Here is an 18,993-nt window from a genome sequence, read left to right on the forward strand (position 1 = left end):
TAACATTCATTAATAACCTCCATGTATCTGTAGAACTAGATACGACTCCTTACTTAATACTTAACTGCGGCTCTATTACTTCCTTATTTTACCAACACCTACCTACCTCGCACTTTACACCAAACGAATGGTCTACCTACCTCTCAAGGAACTGAGAGACAGATGGAGCCTGTGAACTTTAAAGTGACAAAATCTAGCGGTTCCATGTAAAAGCACACGCTATAAAGGTGTTGAATTACTGTCTTTTATATACAGCGTTTTATCGTAACTACGGCACTAGAACCCCATTAAAAAAGCGACCTGCTATAGGTCGCTTTTTTATTATCTAACAGTTATATAAGGAGATTATTTCGCTTGATAAGACAGCTTCAAACCAGCAACATAGCCATCATTGTCTTCGAAATTAGAGACAATTGTACCATCTGGCAATGATCCTTCAGCATCACCGAACCACAAGTACTTACCACCAGCTGATACTGCCCAGTTTTCAGTAACGTTATATTTGGCACCAAGGCCGACACTGTAGTACCCTTCGATCGGACCGAGTGATGTGGTTGGATTACCAGCGCCACTATCCCAACCAACAGAACCTGAAACTGCTAACTTTGGAGCAAGCCGTTTACCTAATCCAAGCTCTACCTGCCATTGATCATCACTATAATCCACTAGAGGTAAGTTTGAAACTTCACTATATTTAGTTGGTCTAATTGAGAAGTCACCCCATGGTACATAGCGTACTTTTGCCGTTGCTAATGTGGTTGGATTGATACCTGTTTGAAAATCAAAGTTAAATGATTCAGGGGTAGTTACATCAAAATTACTGACGCTAATAGGGTTTGCGCCTTGAATAGCCAGTGCTGGAAAGTTTTCATACAACTCTAAAGAGTGATCAATCTCAGAACGGTATGTCAAAGCAGCTTTTAACGCAATTTCTGGCTTGCTATATGATAGACCTGCTAACCAACCATAGTCTTGATCTGGTCCGCTATGTGAAGTGTATCCAGCCGCACCTTTATAGGCATTACCTCTTAATCTAACATCCGCTTCTAAGCGCTGAGCAACTGGCCCACCATAAACTTGAAACTGATTTTCAGCACCAAACTTCATGCCACCAATCAGTGTAAGAGTATTAGAGCGCACTTCTACATTAGTTGCTTCATCAATACTCAATAAATTCTGCACTGCATCACGGGCTGCTTCAGCAGCCTGAGCATCTCCTTGATTAGCAGCTAAAAGGTCTCGTGCATTTTGAAGAGCTTCCTCACTCAAAAACGAACCTATCGCATCAAGAGTCGCTTCCGTGCTAGCCAGAGTCTCGTTAGTACTATTTATAATATTATTGTACTCATCCAAAGATGGTTGTTGAGCTAAATTTTGATATCTTTCTAAAGTACTATTTAAGCCTTGTAACGCTGTCTGATAAACAAGACTATCGATAGCGCCTGCATTCGGATTATCTGCAGCTTGTAGTGCTTCAACTTGAGCAATTTTTTCCTGTGTATTCTCAATGGCTCGGTTAGCCACTTGTTGAATAGCTCCTGCTCCTGTTATATCAGCAACGCCTGTAAAGTTATTGTCACCACTGTACTTAGCCGCTGCCCCAAAAGGCTCATCATATAGAACGCCCACACTAAATTTGTCATTTAGATCTGTTTTAACACCATAGCGGAAGAAGTCATAAGACTCTGCGATATCACCACTCTTATTGCCATCATTATCTACACCCGTTACGTCAGCATCGATATAGGTATAGACAGCTTCGGCATAGGTGCCATCTTGTAAGAATGCGGTGATATCTTGACCAGAACGATCAAGACCAGCAGCGTTGGTGACGCTAGCGACAGAAAGAGCGGCAATTGCCACTGCAAGGGTTTTTAAGTGAAAGGTAGTGCGCATTGTGTATCTCCAACGGTCCTTGTTGTATTACCACTCTAATAATCAACACGTAGCATTGCTATGCTCAGCATTGAGACTATCAAAGTCGTTCCCTAAGTTGAATACTAATGCCTTTTTGACACTAAAACAACAATTAAAGCACTTTATTTCCCAAATATGACTGAACAGTACACATAATATGTAAACAAGATACTGGTCTTTTCTTTTATAACTTGACGGATCTATCTCGCTATACCTAATACAAAAGCCAAATAACACACTATATTTTAGTATTTAAACGTTTTGTATAATTTAAGCAATAAAAAAGCGACCCATTAAGGATCGCTTCTCAACGCTGCTAAGCTATAAGCTATAAGCTATAAGCTCAACAGCATAGCTGGTTTACCTATTACTGCGCTTGATAAGAAAGCTTCATACCCAGTACGAAACCATCATTGTCTTCAAAGTTGCTGACTACGTTTTTGGTTGGGATTTGGCCTTTAGCATCACCGAACCATAGGTATTTACCGCCCGCAGATACTGCCCAATTTTCAGTCACATTGTATTTTGCACCAAGGCCAGCACTGTAATAACCTTCGATAGGACCTAATGAAGTCACTGGATTGCCCGCACCACTGTCCCAACCGACGTTACCTGTTACTGCTAGTGCAGGCGTTAAACGCTTGGCCAACCCTAGCTCAACTTGCCACTGGTCTTTATCATAGCTTACTAGTGACAAGCCTTCGTCATCTTCTGTCGACAACTTACTAACATCATTGTACAGTGATGGTACGATCGCAAAGTCGCTCCATGGTACCCAGCGTACTTTTGCCGTTGCTAATGTCGTGGGATTAATGCCAGTCTGGAAATCAAAGTTTACTGACTCAGGGGTAGTGATTTCAATAGTACTACTTCTATCTACTGAAAGCCCTAAAGCAGGCGGTAGGTTACCGACAAAAGGATATACTTCAGCTGCTGGGGCATTGTGCTCAATCTCAGAACGATACGTCAACGCAGCTTTTAATGCAATTTCAGGTTTGCTGTAAGCAACACCTGCTAACCAACCGTAATCTTGATCCGCACTGATGTGGGTAGTGTAACCATTAGCAGCTTCATAAGCAGTACCACGTAGCTTTACATCAGCTTTTACACGTTGAGCAACTGGACCGCCGTATACTTGGAAGCTCTTATTTTCACCAAGTTTGGCACCGAGGATGCCGGTAATGCTCTCAGTACGTACTTCTACGTTAGTACCTTCACCATTTGCATCTATAAAATTATTGTCGCCAATGTCGCCAGTATAGTCAGCCGCTGCACCAAAAGGCTCATCATATAAGACACCAACGCTAAAAGTTTCGTTGATATCTGCTTTTACGCCATAACGGAAAAAATCATATGACTCGGCGATATCATCAATTTTATTGTCTGACGAGTCTTTACCACTTACATCGGCATCGATATAAGTATAGACAGCTTCGGCATAGGTGCCATCTTGTAAGAATGCGGTGATATCTTGACCAGAACGATCTAGACCAGCAGCACTAGCAACGCTAGCAACAGAAAGAGCAGCAACAGCTACTGTGAGAGTTTTTAAATGAAAAGTGGCGCGCATTATATATCTCCAAACATCCGCATTGTTTTACTGTTTACCCAATTTTTATGGGTAAGCAGTATCCGAGGTGGAGGATATTAAAGATTTTCGAACGGTAAAACAACTGCAAAAATACATTATTTCCTTATTATGACCAAACAGTCACCAGACAGTACATTCATTTAACAATAAAAATATGATTTTTTTACCTAGAACTTAGGCTGATGGCGTTTTTAGTCATTAGTAGTGAGGGGGTCTATCGGCCATGACATCAAATGGAGCAATCCCCCCTTCGGTGTCTTGGCTTTCAACTTGCTTATAAATAAGCTGCAACTGTCGTTGTAGCGTCTGAATGTCTTTGTCTTGTCGCGCAATCACCTCATCGAGTCGCTCTACTGTCAGCTCAAGGTGTGCCATGCTCATTTGTAGATCAATAACGTGTTGTGTCTGTAAGTCATGTTGTCCGGTCGAAGCGTCGTTTTGAGCGTTAGATTGATTCATATTCTTCTCTACATTTAGTAAATACAGGGCTAGCAAGGTTTGTTTATGATATAGATGGGTAACCCCTAAACAGTAGTAATACATCTACGATGATAGCCCTAAAGCAGCGGCTAACAATAGAAGCGATAAATAGTGCTTATAAAACCATTTACGTTCACTACTGTTGCGTGGTGGCATGTTATACTGCTGGCAATTTTGCAACAACCCTTATCTCTCTATTATATAAGCTTAAGATACTCTATGGCACTGATACATTTAAAAGATATTCACTTAGCCTTTGGCGTCGCACCTGTTCTTGATGGTATTGATTTTGCTATCAATGCAGGTGAGCGTGTGTGCTTAATCGGCCGCAACGGCGAAGGCAAATCCACCTTATTTAAACTGATTAATGGCTCATTGCAACCTGACAGTGGCGAGATCATTACCAACAGCAGCATGCGTGTCGCGATGTTAGAACAAGATGTTCCTGAAACCAGCGGACGCATCTTGGACATCGTTATGGGCGGCAGTCGCCGGACGGCTGACTTGCTGATCAACTATAATAAACAAGTTGATCTTTGTGCCAATGGCGACATGGATGCCTGTGAGCACATGGCAACGCTACAGCATGATATTGATGCGGTGCATGGCTGGGATCTAGAGCGTGACGCTAGGCGCCTGATTACGACCATGGGACTTGACCCAGAAGACGACCTGTCCTCTTTATCGGGTGGTCGTAAGCGCCGTGTCCTACTCGCCAGATCCTTGGTTACTAAACCTGATGTCCTACTGTTAGATGAGCCAACCAACCATTTGGACGTCGAGAGTATCGAGTGGCTAGAGCGCTTCTTACTTGACTGGCAAGGATTGACTCTGTTGTTTGTGACCCATGATAGAGCGTTTGTGAACAAATTGGCCACCCGTATCGTTGAGCTCGACCGTGGTCAATTGACCAGTTACGACGTCACTCAAGGCGCCAAAGGGTACGCGCGCTATCAAGAGCTAAAAGAGCAGCAACTACTGGCGGAAGAAAAAAACAACGCCAACTTCGATAAAAAGCTGGCGCAAGAAGAAGTATGGATTCGCCAAGGTATCAAAGCACGCCGCACCCGTAACGAAGGCCGCGTACGTGAACTAAAAGCCTTGCGCGAAGAGCGTAGTGGTCGCCGTGAGCAAGTGGGTAATGTCAATATCACCATGGGTGAAGGCGAAAAAAGCGGTAAGCTGGTCTGTAAAGTTAAAAACCTGCATCTTGAATACGATGGCAATGTCTTGGTTGATAATTTTAGCACCACGATTATGCGTGGGGATAAGATTGGTATTGTGGGGCCAAACGGTGCTGGTAAAACCACATTGATCAAAGCCCTACTCGATATGTCTGATGCTGAAGTGACCAAAACTGGTCATGTTGAGCTCGGTACCAATTTGCAAATTGCATTCTTTGATCAGCTACGTGACCAGTTAGATCTTGAAGCCAGTGTGGCTCAAAACGTTTCAGAAGGCTCAGACTTTGTCGAAGTCGGTGGCCGCAAGACCCACATCATGAGTTATTTGCAAGACTTTCTGTTTGCGCCAGAGCGGGCACGCACACCGGTCAAGGCTTTATCAGGTGGTGAGCGTAACCGCGTACTGCTTGCCAAGCAATTACTAAAACCTGCCAACATTTTGGTACTAGATGAGCCGACCAACGATTTGGATATGGCCACCCTTGAGTTATTAGAAGAATCTGTCAGCAGCTTTAACGGCACGATATTGCTCATCAGTCATGACCGCTCCTTTATGGACAACGTGGTCACCTCTACTTGGGTGTTTGACCAAGATGACGACGGCAAAGGTATTGTGAAAGAGTATGTCGGCGGCTACCAAGAATATTTGGTGCAAAAAAACCGTGAAGAGGCCGCCCGCGCTGCCAAAGCGCCTGCTAACAATGCCACAAGTAACAAGACGGCTCATAAAACAACAGCAGCTAAACCTACAAAAGCAGCCAAAAAACTCAATTATAATGAGCAACGTGAACTCGATAACTTACCCAAAGAGATTGCAGCGCTTGAAGCCGAGCAAAAGCAGCTAGAAGAGAAGCTGGCCGATGGCTCATGGTTCAACAAAGACGTTGATGCCGCCACTGCCGCTAGCGCGCGATTACTGGCTATTGAAGAAGAGATGATGAGTAAACTTGAGCGTTGGAGTACGCTTGAGGGTTAGTAGCCACAACTAAACTATTGTCTTTATATCAGTATTCAATGCTCGTTTCTCATTTTTTTAAGTAAGCCGTGAAAGACAGCCAATAATCACCACTCTATCGTATAGAGGGGTGATTATTGGTTTATAGCGGATTACAAAGTAGTTAGGTACTGAAAGTTAGTGAACATTGCCTTAATTTCAAGTATCATTCGCTATTGCTAAATATCCTTATTAATTATAAGGTCATCGCGTTTACAATCCTCAACAAAAAAAACGGATGTTAGACATTGATAATCCAGCTGTTTTGCTGTGGTTACCGTGTTCAACCTTATAATATGGCCTATAAAGGTTGCTTTATTTTTAACGCAATAATTTATTTTATCACCGAAATAGCTTAGAATAGCAACAATTAGCAAAATTAGGCACAGCCAAAGTGGCTTGATATTGTATATTTTCTAAGCCACAAACCCAGTGTGGGATAATCCCATTTCATTCACCTGGAGGAAGTATTAATGAGCCAAGCCGAAGGCGTTAATGTACAACGCCGTAGAGTTCTTATTGCCTCAACTGCCGCGATTGGTGCAGCTGGGGTAGCTGCTGTGGCAACCCCTTTTGTCCGTTCTTGGTACCCAAGCGCTAAAGCTGAGGCTGCAGGGGCTGCAGTAACCCAAGATATTGGTGCTATCGAAGCCGGACAGATGATTGTTGTCAAATACCGCGGTAAACCCATTTATGTGGTTAAACGTACCGATGATATGCTGGACACTCTTGATGCAGTTAGGCCGCTACTGTCTGATCCTGATTCTAGTGCCTCAGTGCAACCTGAATACTGTACCAATCCTACGCGCTCTTTAGAACCAACCGTGTTGGTGGTCGAAGGCGTGTGTACACATTTGGGCTGCGCACCAAACTACCGTCCTGATGTTGGCGCAGCTGATCTAGGTGGTAATGACTGGTATGGCGGATTTTTCTGCCCATGTCACGGTTCTAAGTATGACTTAGCAGGTCGTGTTTATAGTGGCGTTCCTGCACCGCTTAACTTACCTATTCCACAATATAGCATGGATGGTACCATCTTAACGGTTGGGGAGGCTTAATATGAGTATGGGTAAAAAGTTAATGCATTGGGTGGACGCACGTTTCCCAGCGACCGAAACCTATGAATACCACATGTCAAAGTACTATGCACCAAAGAACTTTAACTTTTGGTACTTCTTTGGCGTATTGTCAATGATTGTATTGGTCAACCAGTTGGTGACCGGTATATGGCTGACGATGATGTATAACCCAAGTGCCGAAGGGGCGTTTGCGTCTGTTGAATATATCATGCGTGACGTAAAAGGTGGCTGGCTCATCCGTTATATGCACTCGACTGGCGCATCTGCGTTCTTCGTCGTGGTGTATCTACACATGTTTAGAGCACTGCTGTACGGTTCATACCAAAAACCTCGTGAGCTAATTTGGCTCATCGGTATGGGTATCTACCTAGCGCTTATGGCTGAAGGTTTCTTTGGTTATCTGCTTCCTTGGGGCAACATGTCATTTTGGGGTGCACAGGTTATTCTTAACCTTCCTGCTGCTCTACCTGTAATCGGTGATGGCCTTGCTGAGTGGGTACGTGGTGACTATATCATCTCAGGTATTACCCTAAACCGCTTCTTTGCGCTGCACGTCGTTGCGATTCCATTAGTCCTTGTGGGCTTGGTATTTATGCACATTGTGGCGTTGCATCATGTGGGTTCAAACAACCCAGATGGTATCGACATCAAGAAGCTAAAAGACAAAAATGGTGTGCCATTAGATGGTATCGAATTCCATCCGTACTATACTGTGCATGACATGGTGGGTATCGTCGTATTCTTTATCTGCTTCTTTGCAGTGGTGTTCTTCTTCCCCGAAGGCGGCGGCTTCTTCCTTGAGCCACCAAACTTTGAGACAGCGAACTCACTAAAAACACCAGAGCATATTGCCCCAGTATGGTACTACACGCCATTCTATGCCATCTTACGTGCGGTTCCTGATAAGCTTGGTGGTGTTATCGCGATGGGTGCAGCTATTGCCGTATTGTTCTTGATTCCATGGCTTGATAGATCGCCTGTACGCTCTATTCGCTACAAAGGCATCTTGTCTAAGATCGCGCTGACTGTCTTTGCTATTAGCTTTGTTGTGTTGGGATACTTGGGTGCAACACCTGCAACACCAACCGCCACTATCATGGCACGTGTGTTTACCATTCTATATTTCTTGTTCTTCTTACTGATGCCGTTCTACACTGCCATCGAGAAGTGTAAACAGCCACCAGAACGCGTTACCGGAGGTCACTAATGAACACGCTAATTAAATCCCTAGCTGGTCTAGGCTTAGGCGCGGCATTAACGTTGACTGCTGGGACTGCACTGGCAGCTGGCGGTGGCGGATGTGGTACGTTCACTAATGCTGAGGGCGTAGAAGAACATTTGGCTTGTAGTACTGCTCCTATTGATTTTACCAATAAGGGCTCACTACAAAACGGCGCAAAAATCTTTATGAACTACTGTGCGGGTTGTCACTCAGCACAGTACGTTCGTCATTCGCGCATTGCCAAAGATTTGGACATACCGCCTGAATTGGTTGAAAAGTATCTGATGGTCACTACCGATCAAATCGGTGACCATATCACAGCTGAGATTGATCCTGATGTCCAAGCCGCTTGGTTTGGCGCGGCACCGCCAGATTTGTCACTTGAGACAAGACTACGCGGTGATGACTGGGTATACACCTACCTACTGTCGTTTTATGAAGACCCAAGCCGTCCTTGGGGCTCTAACAACTTGGTGCTAGCAAATGCTGCTATGCCTCATGTCTTGCATAATATGCAAGAAGAATTGAGTGCAGAAGAGTTTGAGTCTGAAGTGGGTGACTTGGTCAACTTTATGGCATGGATGGCAGAGCCTGCACGTCATGACCGTCAAGTAATCGGTTTCTTTGTGATCTTATTCTTATTAGTACTGCTGATTCCAGTGTACTTATTGAACAAAGAATTCTGGAAAGATGTCAAATAACGTCGTGTTTAGAACGTAAAATAACCATACAATATTAAGCACTACTTCGGTAGTGCTTTTTTTGTGCTTTGATATCAAAGCAAGTGCTAAAAACCAGACAAATAAGGTCCTCACAAGCAATGTTTACGTACGTTACCTTGATAAACAAGGCGACTTTGTTTACGATGACAGTCTTCACTATTACCATTAGGCTTTCATGATTGATGCGAATGACATTCCAAGTAGTCAGCTAATTTTATACGCTGATGACGGCTACGACAGTCATGTGGTACGCCTGTTACTTGAAGAAAAAAAGCTCGCTTACTATTTGTCACGCTTGCACTCTGAGCGTCCTGAAGATTTGACTGAGCTAAACCCTTATCACACGCTACCTGTGTTACAGCAGCGTGAAATTGCGCTCTATGAAATCAACGTGATTTTTGAGTATCTTGAGGAGCGCTACCACACAAATAAGTTACTGCCCGATACCCCGCAAGAGCGGGCACAGTTTCGACAGTTGGCTTGGCGCATTCAGCACGATTGGCTAGCCCTTGGTAAGCGTCTACTCATGCATCCAGACAGCTTTAATAAAAGCCAAGCAGCAGTCGCTAAAAAGCAGCTGAGCGACTCTTTGATTACCTTATCGCCCCTATTTGCTCACAAGCCTTACTTTATGGCTGACGAATTTGGCTGGTGTGACGTGCTATTAGCGCCCCTCTTATGGCGGTTAGAAGAAATGGGCATCGAATTACCGCGCGCGATTAGTCGCCCACTGTTTGACTATCAAACACGTGTCTTTGAGCGTGCAAGCTTCCAAAAAAGCGTGCGTTAATTAGACAAGTATGACTCGCTGCCTTAAAATAGATACAAATAAATAGAGGGCAAATGTCACCCTTTTACCCAGAACGTTCGGTAGACTGCTGAACAAATATCTTTTAATCATTAAAAACCATTCGTATAGGAAATCATCAGATGAGCGAAACCACGTCTATTACCCCAACCCGCCCTTATATGGTACGCGCGTTATATCAATGGATAGAAGACAATGCGCTCACGCCATATCTGATGGTTGATGCCACTGCTGAGAATGTACAAATTCCAACGGAACACGTCCAAGATGGACGCATCGTTCTCAATATTGCCAGTCGGGCAACGGGCAACATGAGTATGGAAAACGACTATATACATTTTAGTGCCCGCTTTGGTGGGGTCTCACAAGAGATTTGGGTACCACTCACTGCGGTGATGGGTATCTACGCCAAAGAAAACTCACAAGGGATGTTCTTTGATCCAAAAGAGTATGATCACTATCAGCCTGAAGACGATTCGATCACGGCTCCTAAGAAAACCAATACGACGTCTAAACCTAAGCGCGATAATAAAGCGGGCTTAAAAGTGTTAAAATAAAAAATTGAGTCGTAAAAAAAGCCAGTCATATCACATGTATGACTGGCTTTTTTACTGGTGTTTGAGCTGAACTGGACTGTTAAAACTGTTACTAAGTTCTAGGTAGTGTCACGCCGCGTTGACCTTGGTATTTACCACCGCGATCTTTATAGCTGGTTTCACACACATCGTCCGCATCACTTTGGAAAAACAGCATCTGTGCAACCCCTTCACCAGCATAAATACGCGCTGGCAGATTGGTGGTATTACTAAACTCTAAAGTGACGTGCCCTTCCCATTCAGGCTCAAGCGGTGTGACGTTGACAATGATACCGCAGCGCGCATAAGTGGACTTACCAAGGCAGATGGTCAATACATCACGTGGAATACGGAAATACTCCATCGTACGTGCTAATGCAAATGAGTTTGGTGGAATAATGCACTCGTCACCGACGATATCGATAAAACTTTTTTCATCGAAGTTTTTAGGATCAACGACGACTGAATGCACATTGGTAAAGACTTTAAATTCAGGTGCGCAGCGTACGTCATAACCATAGCTTGAGGTACCGTAGCTCACCAAACGCTCGCCTGCATCATTAAAGCGTACTTGACCCGGCTCGTATGGCTCAATCATGCCGTGCTCTTCAGCCATTTTACGAATCCAGCGGTCAGATTTGATAGACATTTTTGTTCCTTAGCAAATATTGAATAGCGATGATTTTTTGATAGCGACGATTATACGGAATTGATGGCTTAATTTATAGTGGAGCGCCCACTTTAAATCAAAGCGACTATTTAAGTGCTTACTACTGTGAGTAAGCCATCCTTGATGAGTCACCATTTGGCAAAATGGTCTTCCGCCAGCCCAAGCACTTTATCAAGCGAAATCACTTTTTCTCCTAGATGTATCTCACCACTATAAAACCCAATCCACTGCTCAAAAATACTGGCAAACACGCCGAAGTTATCGGTCTTTTTATAGGCTCTGATGGGCGTAAAGGTTAGGTTAATATGTACCGTGCTCCAACCCAAGTTTTGATGATATATCCGCCAAGGTTTTGGGACATTAGTCTCTGTCGTTTGGGCAGACGCAGCTTGCTGGCCTACTGATGGTTCACACTCGTCACGAACAAACATAACAGGCGGTAAGTAGGATATCTGCCCATCAAGCCAACAGGCATTTTCACTTGCGCCCGTCTCATTTACCCCCATCGCTAGGTTCAGCACAAAATGTCGACCATCAGCCAAATAATGATTGATACATGCCCAAAACCAATTGGTCTCGTGGCGCATATAACCAAGCGTCCAATCTAGGTTGGCGACACTACTAGCCGTAAAATCTATATGCTGGGCTTGCGCCTCAACAGCAAATTTTGAATGCGCTTTAATGAATAAGTGGCCAGATAGCGCTGTCAGTGGCTCCTTTTGCGTGAAAGTCCAGCCGCGCCTGCCAGTTGGTGTACATACGACTAAAGGCTGCGCTTGTCGCACAAGCGTGGCCTTTACGCCAATACAGTGACTGTCTAATAAAACGCTGACTTGCGACGGCGTAAAACTCAACGTCATCGACAGTTTGGCATGAGTAAATGCCATACGCCCTTGATAACAATCCCCTTCTAGCTGTGTCTGGAGAGTCAACGGCTGTAGCGCTTCACATATCTCTAGTTGCTCAGTATCCTCGTTATAAATATAGACAAAAGCACTGGTCGCAAGCTTAATAGTCGCAAGCGCTAAGCAGATTCGATAAGGGGGTTCGATGATCTGGATAAAACAAAATTGATTGGCCTTTAACGCTTTACGCCAAGTGGGTAGTGGCTTTTGTGAGATAAGATGGCTGTGATAATCGAGATAATTGATGTTTTTAACGTGGGAGAAAACGCCAAAAACCGGTTGGCCGTTTTGGATAAGTTGCTCGAGCACAGCGGATTTACTGTCTTTCGCGGTTTGCTCACTATAGTGTTGGTTCATCATTGCGGCATCCTAGCCAAATTTTCCTAAACGCACTATCTGTCCTTGACAGTACACGGTGGTAAGTACTACTTTTCTTCTCGTCTGTGTAAAACCCTCAAAAGTGCGGCAGTGATAACCCTAAATTCCAAATTGGTTAATCCCTCTCCACACGCTTGTGTCACATTTGCACTTTCTAAAGCTGATTGCTATGACCATCTTTATCATAGCAATCAACAGTTAACGGTTTTTTGATAGTTCAATCACTTATCTGGCTATTTGAGAAACTCGATAATAGCGGATATATGTCTATGGGGAGGCTTTTCAAACACTATCTTTCATAACCAGATAAAGTCATAGCACTCTTTTTAGGTAAGCATCTCAGTATAAAAGCATTCCCCATAAACAGTTTTCTCAACTATCAAAAAATACGTTTATCATCGACAGGCTTAGCGAACTTATCAATGTTGGTTTCGATATTTTTAGCAATGTCCAAATAATAAGTGGCAAACTCATCATCAGCCAATACACTTGGCTCCCCTTTATCTACTTGCGCACGTATACCACTTGCTAACGGCAATTGCCCTAATAACGGCACGTGATATTGCTCAGCGATGCGCTCACCGCCGCCCGTACCAAAAATCGCTTCGGTATGATTACAGTTGCTACAAGTATGCAGCGCCATATTTTCAACCACCCCAAGTACAGGAATATTGGTTTTATTAAACATCTCGATACCTTTTTGCGCATCGAGTAACGCCACATGCTGCGGTGTTGTGACAATAACGGCTCCAGTGACGGGAATTCGCTGTGCTAATGTCAGTTGAATATCACCTGTCCCTGGTGGCATATCAATCACCAAATAGTCTAGCTGCGGCCAGTTGGTTTGATTATATAGCTGCATCAAAGCGCCTGTCGCTTTAGGACCGCGCCATGCAACCGGCGTGTTATCGCCATCGAGCAGGCTACCAATCGACAACATCGCCATGCCATGGGCATTCACAGGAACAAACTGCTCATTTTCCAGCTCAGGCTTGACGTTGTCTACGCCTAGCATGGTTGGCATACTCGGACCATAAATGTCGGCATCCAATACACCAACACGGTTGCCAAGCTTTTGTAACGCCAACGCAATATTGACTGTCGTGGTTGACTTACCAACGCCGCCTTTGCCGGACGCCACCACGATGATATGACGAATACGGGGATGCGCTGCTAATGATGCTTGTGTCGGTGCGGCTTTGGTGATTGGCGGCTCGGCATTGTTACCATTAGAATGATTATCAGCGCTTGATGATGATTTAGGCTGAGCTTCCATGGCATTAGTCGTTTCGGGCATTGGCTTTGGTAAGGTTGAGCCAGCGCCTTTCTCTGGGGCAGGTAAACGCACATTCATATGGATGGTTTTGATACCGTGCGGATGCAGAAGCTGACCAAGCTCTTGTTGAATGGTTTCAGGATTGCTACCTTGTGGCAAGCGCAAATCTAGAGTGAGCTGGTCTCCATCCCGCTCTAAACCTGTGACCATGGTTGCGATACTGAGGGTGCCGACTTCATAGCCAAGCAGCACCTTATCGACCGCACTATCACGTTCAGCCCGCTGTTGCGGCGTTTCAGATGCTGTATTGGATTTTTTCTTCATAAAGTTAAACATAGCTACCGTTACTACCTATATAAGTGGATTGGTATGGTAAGGCGAATCGATCAATACCGTAGCAGATAAGCCTTTTGTCCAAACCTTTTATCGTGACAGTGTAGCTCAATTACAGGCATAAAAAAACCACAACGCCAGTAGGATTGAGCGTGTGGTTTTGTACCCCTCATAGCCGCTTAGTGATCACGTTTTAATTCATAAACCAACCATGACTGGCGACGATAGACTGGCCAGTAAAGACATTACTTGGAAACGCTGCTAAAAATAAGGCCACTCTTTCTGACAAATCCTGTTGTAATTGGGTCGCCATGTACGTTCCTTAACAGTGATCTAAAGTGAGGGTTTAATCATTTAAAAAATGGTGAAGCCAGTCGATAAATAAGCCGCTAAAATAGTGCGGCTACTGTATAAAATGATTAAGATTATGGGCGTGTAAAAATTAGCGAGCAATGCTGACTGGTGTTTTATCTTGCAGCTCATCAAAACTAACGCCATCCGCCAGCTCAACCAACGTCAACCCATTATCCGTCACATCTAATACCGCAAGCTCAGTGATAATACGATCGACCACCCCTTTACCGGTCAATGGTAGCTCACAATTGGCAAGGATTTTTGGATCGCCATGTTTATTGACTTGCTCCATCAGTACAATGACGCGCTGTACGCCAGCGACCAAATCCATGGCACCGCCCATGCCTTTGACCATTTTTTTCGGAATCATCCAATTGGCAAGATCACCGTTTTCTGAGACTTCCATTGCGCCTAGTATCGCAAGGTTGACATGTCCACCGCGAATCATCGCAAACGATTCTGAGCTACTAAAATAACTGGCACCCGCCTCTGCTGTTACGGTTTGTTTACCTGCATTAATCAAGTCAGCATCGACGTTTTCTGCGGTTGGAAACTCGCCAATACCTAGCAAGCCATTTTCTGATTGTAGCCAGACATCCACGCCTTCAGGAATATAATTGGCCACAAGCGTTGGTAGACCAATCCCTAAATTGACATAATAGCCGTCTTGTAGCTCTTTTGCGGCACGCTGTGCCATTTGTTCTCTTGTCCATGCCATGTTGATTTCCTTATTTTTTACGATATTCTATTTTTATTCACTTACATAGTCAGTTATGTAAACAATTAGCTATCTAAATTATCATCCATCCAAAAACTGACCATTACTTTTAAATACACTTAAGCGTCTACAACGCTCTGATTTAAGCACCTTCTACCGTTTTAGTGGTGGTTTTTTCGATGCGTTTTTCAGGGTTGCTGTTTAACACAATACGTTGTACAAAAATACCGGGCAGATGCACCTCATCGGGATCAAGGGTGCCCGTCTCTACGATTTCCTCTACTTCAACGATGGTGATTTTGCCAGACATCGCGCAGTCTGGATTGAAGTTACGCGCGGTTTTATTGAACATCAAATTACCGGCTTTATCGGCCTTTTGCGCTTTAATAAGTGCCACATCCGCACGCAATGAACGCTCAAGCACATAAGTGCGACCATCAAAATCACGTGTCTCTTTGCCTTCAGCGACGAGGGTGCCCACGCCAGTTGCGGTATAAAACGCTGGAATACCAGCACCGCCTGAACGAAGTTTTTCGGCCAAGGTGCCTTGCGGTGTCAGCTCAACGTCTAGCTCGCCTGCCAAGTATTGGCGCTCAAACTCCTTGTTCTCACCTACATAAGAGGAGATCATTTTTTTGATTTGGCGCGTTTGTAGTAATAATCCTAAACCGAACCCATCGACACCCGCGTTGTTACTGATACAGGTCAAGCCCTTAACCCCACTATCACGCAGCGCTTCGATCAGTGCTTCTGGAATACCGCACAGACCAAAACCGCCAATAGCGAGCGTTTGGCCATCACTAACGACATCTTTTAACGCCGCTTCCGCGCTGTTGTATACTTTTGAGCGACTCATGCTTATCTCCTTGCAAGTCTATTTTTTGTTATCCAGGTTTATTAATCATCATTGATCTTTGCTTTTTTAAGACGCTGATACTAGCTATCTAAGTTATTGCTGACTGATACATTACTAACATATGGTTTTTAGACATTATACCAATACACTCCCTATCGATATATCATATATTAGATACTTATGCTAACTTAGCATATTATTCTAGCAGCGACTAGAGAATAACATTAAGAACGCACGAGCCAGCGCAGTAATACAGCATATGTGAAGTCAGTATCCCCATCAGTTTATACTTAACAGAACACATTCAACCGTTCTGCTGCATTGACGTATGGCTATCTGCGGCTTAACACATAAGCAGTCGTACTTAAACTTAGCAATGGTCACGATGGTGATTCCCCTCATCGCTGTGGTCGCCGTTATTACCTTAGGGACGATGTTTGGTTCATTCTTAGGGACGATGTTTGGTTCATTCTAAGGCCTATTGAGACTTTCGTTTTTCATTATCGAAGCGTCCTGAGCAACTAAAAGTCCCACTGAGCGAGTAGCTTGGTGGGTTTTTTATGTCTGACCTATCACCATCAAATGGGGTGCAGGCCTACTGTTTATGGTGAAAAGACGCCTGACAAACGAGAAGTAATTACTAAGGAATATCACAAATTTAGTCGAATTACGGTATCATAGGCACACTTTTTAAATTTTTATTATTTTTAGAAGTTTTTAATATTGATAATATCGCGTCTGTTGACTATAAGTCGCTTGAGACGTTAGATAACCAACCCGTTTATATAAAAATATAGGTGATAAAAGTGCGTGAGATTCTAGTAACCAGTGCGCTGCCCTACGCCAATGGCTATATCCATTTGGGGCATCTTGTAGAGTATATTCAGACAGACATTTGGGTACGCGCGATGAAAGCGCAAGGTCATCAGGTCACTTATGTCTGCGCGGATGATGCACACGGTACGGCAATCATGCTCAAAGCAGAAGCCAATGGCGTAACGCCAGAGGCGCAAATTGCCTCAGTGAAAGCCTCTCACGAAGCAGATTTTTCGAAGTTTTTGATTAACTTTGATAACTATCACACCACTCACTCAGAGGAAAACAAACAATTCTCTGAGATGATTTATCGTCGTCTAAATAATGCAGGGCACATTAGTACAAAAGACGTCGAGCAGCTTTTTGACCCTGAAAAGCAGTTGTTTTTGGCCGACCGTTTTGTCAAAGGCACTTGCCCTGAATGTGACTCGCCAGACCAGTACGGTGATAATTGCGAAGTTTGCGGTACCACTTATGATGCAACAGATCTAAAAGACCCACATTCAACGTTATCTGATGCCACACCTGTCCTCAAAACCTCTAAGCATTATTTCTTTGACTTGCCTGAATTTGAGCAATTCTTAAAAGATTGGACGCGCAGTGACAATCGCTTGCAAGTGTCGGTCGCCAACAAACTACAAGAGTGGTTTGATGCTGGACTTGCCAGCTGGGATATCTCACGCGATGCGCCCTACTTTGGCTTCCAGATTCCAGACACCCCAAGCGATGAGCCAGATAAATACTTTTACGTGTGGCTTGATGCCCCAGTTGGCTACATGGCAAGCTTTAAAAACCTGTGCGATAAGCGCGAAGGGACAGAGCAAGCGCTCGATTTCGACCGTTATTGGATGCAAGAAAACGAGCACAAAACCGAGGTTTATCACTTCATTGGTAAAGATATCGTTTATTTCCACGCTTTATTTTGGCCAGCCATGCTTGCGGGTAGTGAATTCCGCACGCCAACGGGTGTCTTTGCCCACGGCTTCTTGATGGTCAACGGCGAAAAAATGAGTAAATCACGCGGCACTTTTATCAAGGCTGAAACTTACGCTGAGCATTTGCATCCTGAATATTTGCGTTATTACTTTGCCAGCAAGTTGTCTGACAAAGTTGAAGACATCAACCTTGATTTAGAAGACTTCATGCAAAAGGTTAACTCTGATTTGGTCGGTAAAGTGGTCAATATCGCCAGTCGCAGTGCTGGTTTCTTGGTGAAAAAATATGACGGTATACTCTCGGATGTTTGCGTAGAGTCTGAGCTGTTAGAAGATATTACCAAAACGGGCGATGAGATTGCTGCCGCTTATGAAAACCGTGAATTCTCACGTGCCATGCGCTTAATCATGCAGTGCGCGGACAAAGCCAACGAATATATCGACGCTAAAAAACCGTGGTCATTGGCTAAACAGGAAGGCACTGAGCAAGAAGTCCAAGACGTCTGCTCGGTGGCGATTAATATATTCCGTCAGTTGATGGTCTATCTTGCGCCTGTACTGCCTGAACTGACGGCCAATGCCAAAGCATTCTTAAACATTGATGACTTAAGCTTTGCCAGCCGTAATGAGTGGCTGCTTGGACATAAAATCAATAAGTTCAAGCCACTGATGCAGCGTATCGAAGAAAAAGATGTCACGGCCATGGTTGAAGACTCAAAAGCCTCGTTAACGCAAACAGAGACGCCCGTACCTAGCGAAGGCCACAAACCAGATGCAAAAAATCAAACGTCTTCAACAGCAGAGGCTAATACAGGTGCCGAGCAAACAGACTATATTGGTATCGAAGATTTTGCCAAAGTTGAGATGAAAGTGGCACACGTTTTAGCATGCAATCATGTCGAAGGCGCTGATAAGCTATTACAATTTACCCTAGATGTCGGCGAAGACCAACCACGTAATGTATTTAGCGGTATCCGTAAGTTTTATGAGCCTGAGCAACTGCAAGGCAAAAAGGTGATTTGTGTCACCAATCTTGCCCCACGTAAGATGAAGTTTGGTGTTTCAGAAGGAATGGTATTGTCAACTGGCGAGCCAAAGACTGGCTTAACAGTCGTTACCTTACCGGATGCTTGCGTAGTTGGTGATACGTTGGCCTAACCCTATGAGGTTGGGGTCAATA

At 44.2% G+C, this 18,993-nt stretch carries 15 protein-coding genes and 1 pseudogene; 8 read left to right on the forward strand and 8 right to left on the reverse strand.

The genetic code is table 11. The annotated features are described in order from the left end of the window. Positions 1-345: 345 nt before the first annotated feature. From JFC06_RS04610 to JFC06_RS04620, 3 genes are all read right to left on the reverse strand, one after another. Positions 346-1,896, reverse strand: a complete 1,551-nt coding sequence (locus JFC06_RS04610) for a hypothetical protein (protein WP_198334131.1) — start codon at positions 1,894-1,896, stop codon at positions 346-348. Between the two features lie 388 nt (positions 1,897-2,284). Beyond that, positions 2,285-3,487, reverse strand: coding sequence for an OmpP1/FadL family transporter (locus JFC06_RS04615; protein ID WP_198334132.1), 1,203 nt, complete (start codon positions 3,485-3,487; stop codon positions 2,285-2,287). A 219-nt stretch (positions 3,488-3,706) separates the two neighbouring features. Beyond that, positions 3,707-3,967, reverse strand: a complete 261-nt coding sequence (locus JFC06_RS04620; protein ID WP_193006664.1) for a SlyX family protein — start codon at positions 3,965-3,967, stop codon at positions 3,707-3,709. Positions 3,968-4,207: 240 nt separating this feature from the next. Here JFC06_RS04620 and JFC06_RS04625 point away from each other — a divergent pair, with 240 nt between their 5' ends. The 6 genes from JFC06_RS04625 to JFC06_RS04650 all read left to right on the forward strand — a co-directional run bounded on the left by JFC06_RS04625 (position 4,208) and on the right by JFC06_RS04650 (position 10,554). Then, positions 4,208-6,148 carry an ATP-binding cassette domain-containing protein gene (locus JFC06_RS04625; RefSeq protein WP_198334133.1) on the forward strand — a complete coding sequence of 647 codons (1,941 nt, stop codon included), beginning with the start codon at positions 4,208-4,210 and terminating at the stop codon, positions 6,146-6,148. 491 nt (positions 6,149-6,639) lie between these two features. Beyond that, entirely contained in the window at positions 6,640-7,224 is a 585-nt protein-coding gene (gene petA, locus JFC06_RS04630; RefSeq protein WP_198334134.1) for a ubiquinol-cytochrome c reductase iron-sulfur subunit, read from the forward strand. A 22-nt stretch (positions 7,225-7,246) separates the two neighbouring features. Then, entirely contained in the window at positions 7,247-8,452 is a 1,206-nt protein-coding gene (locus JFC06_RS04635; RefSeq protein WP_198334153.1) for a cytochrome b, read from the forward strand. Further along, complete coding sequence (locus tag JFC06_RS04640) at positions 8,452-9,168, forward strand: cytochrome c1 (RefSeq protein WP_193006661.1); 717 nt, start codon at positions 8,452-8,454, stop codon at positions 9,166-9,168. The genes JFC06_RS04635 and JFC06_RS04640 overlap by 1 nt, the downstream gene beginning before the upstream one ends. 196 nt (positions 9,169-9,364) lie before the next feature. Then, positions 9,365-9,979, forward strand: a complete 615-nt coding sequence (locus JFC06_RS04645) for a glutathione S-transferase N-terminal domain-containing protein (RefSeq protein WP_193006660.1) — start codon at positions 9,365-9,367, stop codon at positions 9,977-9,979. Between the two features lie 140 nt (positions 9,980-10,119). Further along, positions 10,120-10,554, forward strand: coding sequence for a ClpXP protease specificity-enhancing factor (locus JFC06_RS04650; protein ID WP_198334135.1), 435 nt, complete (start codon positions 10,120-10,122; stop codon positions 10,552-10,554). A gap of 91 nt (positions 10,555-10,645) precedes the next feature. Here JFC06_RS04650 and dcd read toward each other — a convergent pair whose 3' ends face one another. From dcd to JFC06_RS04680, 5 genes are all read right to left on the reverse strand, one after another. Beyond that, the gene (gene dcd, locus JFC06_RS04655) at positions 10,646-11,221 is read right to left on the reverse strand and encodes a dCTP deaminase (RefSeq protein ID WP_149489812.1); all 576 of its coding nucleotides are present in this window, start codon (positions 11,219-11,221) and stop codon (positions 10,646-10,648) included. Between the two features lie 149 nt (positions 11,222-11,370). Then, positions 11,371-12,507 (reverse strand): DUF2804 domain-containing protein, encoded by a 1,137-nt coding sequence (locus tag JFC06_RS04660; protein WP_198334136.1) that lies wholly within the window; start codon positions 12,505-12,507, stop codon positions 11,371-11,373. Positions 12,508-12,904: 397 nt separating this feature from the next. Beyond that, entirely contained in the window at positions 12,905-14,137 is a 1,233-nt protein-coding gene (gene apbC, locus JFC06_RS04665) for an iron-sulfur cluster carrier protein ApbC (protein ID WP_198334137.1), read from the reverse strand. A gap of 439 nt (positions 14,138-14,576) precedes the next feature. Continuing rightward, the gene (locus JFC06_RS04675) at positions 14,577-15,206 is read right to left on the reverse strand and encodes a CoA transferase subunit B (RefSeq protein WP_198334138.1); all 630 of its coding nucleotides are present in this window, start codon (positions 15,204-15,206) and stop codon (positions 14,577-14,579) included. Positions 15,207-15,348: 142 nt separating this feature from the next. Then, a complete protein-coding gene (locus tag JFC06_RS04680) occupies positions 15,349-16,062 on the reverse strand; it encodes a CoA transferase subunit A (protein ID WP_198334139.1) in 714 nt (237 codons plus the stop codon). Between the two features lie 328 nt (positions 16,063-16,390). Between JFC06_RS04680 and JFC06_RS04685 the strand changes: the two are divergent. Together JFC06_RS04685 and metG are read left to right on the forward strand one after the other, a co-directional pair. Further along, positions 16,391-16,537 (forward strand): annotated as a pseudogene (locus JFC06_RS04685) (hypothetical protein); the annotation flags it as partial. 322 nt (positions 16,538-16,859) lie between these two features. Further along, entirely contained in the window at positions 16,860-18,971 is a 2,112-nt protein-coding gene (metG, locus tag JFC06_RS04690; RefSeq protein ID WP_198334140.1) for a methionine--tRNA ligase, read from the forward strand. Positions 18,972-18,993 lie beyond the last annotated feature (22 nt).

Source organism: Psychrobacter namhaensis, from assembly GCF_016107545.1.
Lineage (GTDB): Bacteria > Pseudomonadota > Gammaproteobacteria > Pseudomonadales > Moraxellaceae > Psychrobacter > Psychrobacter namhaensis.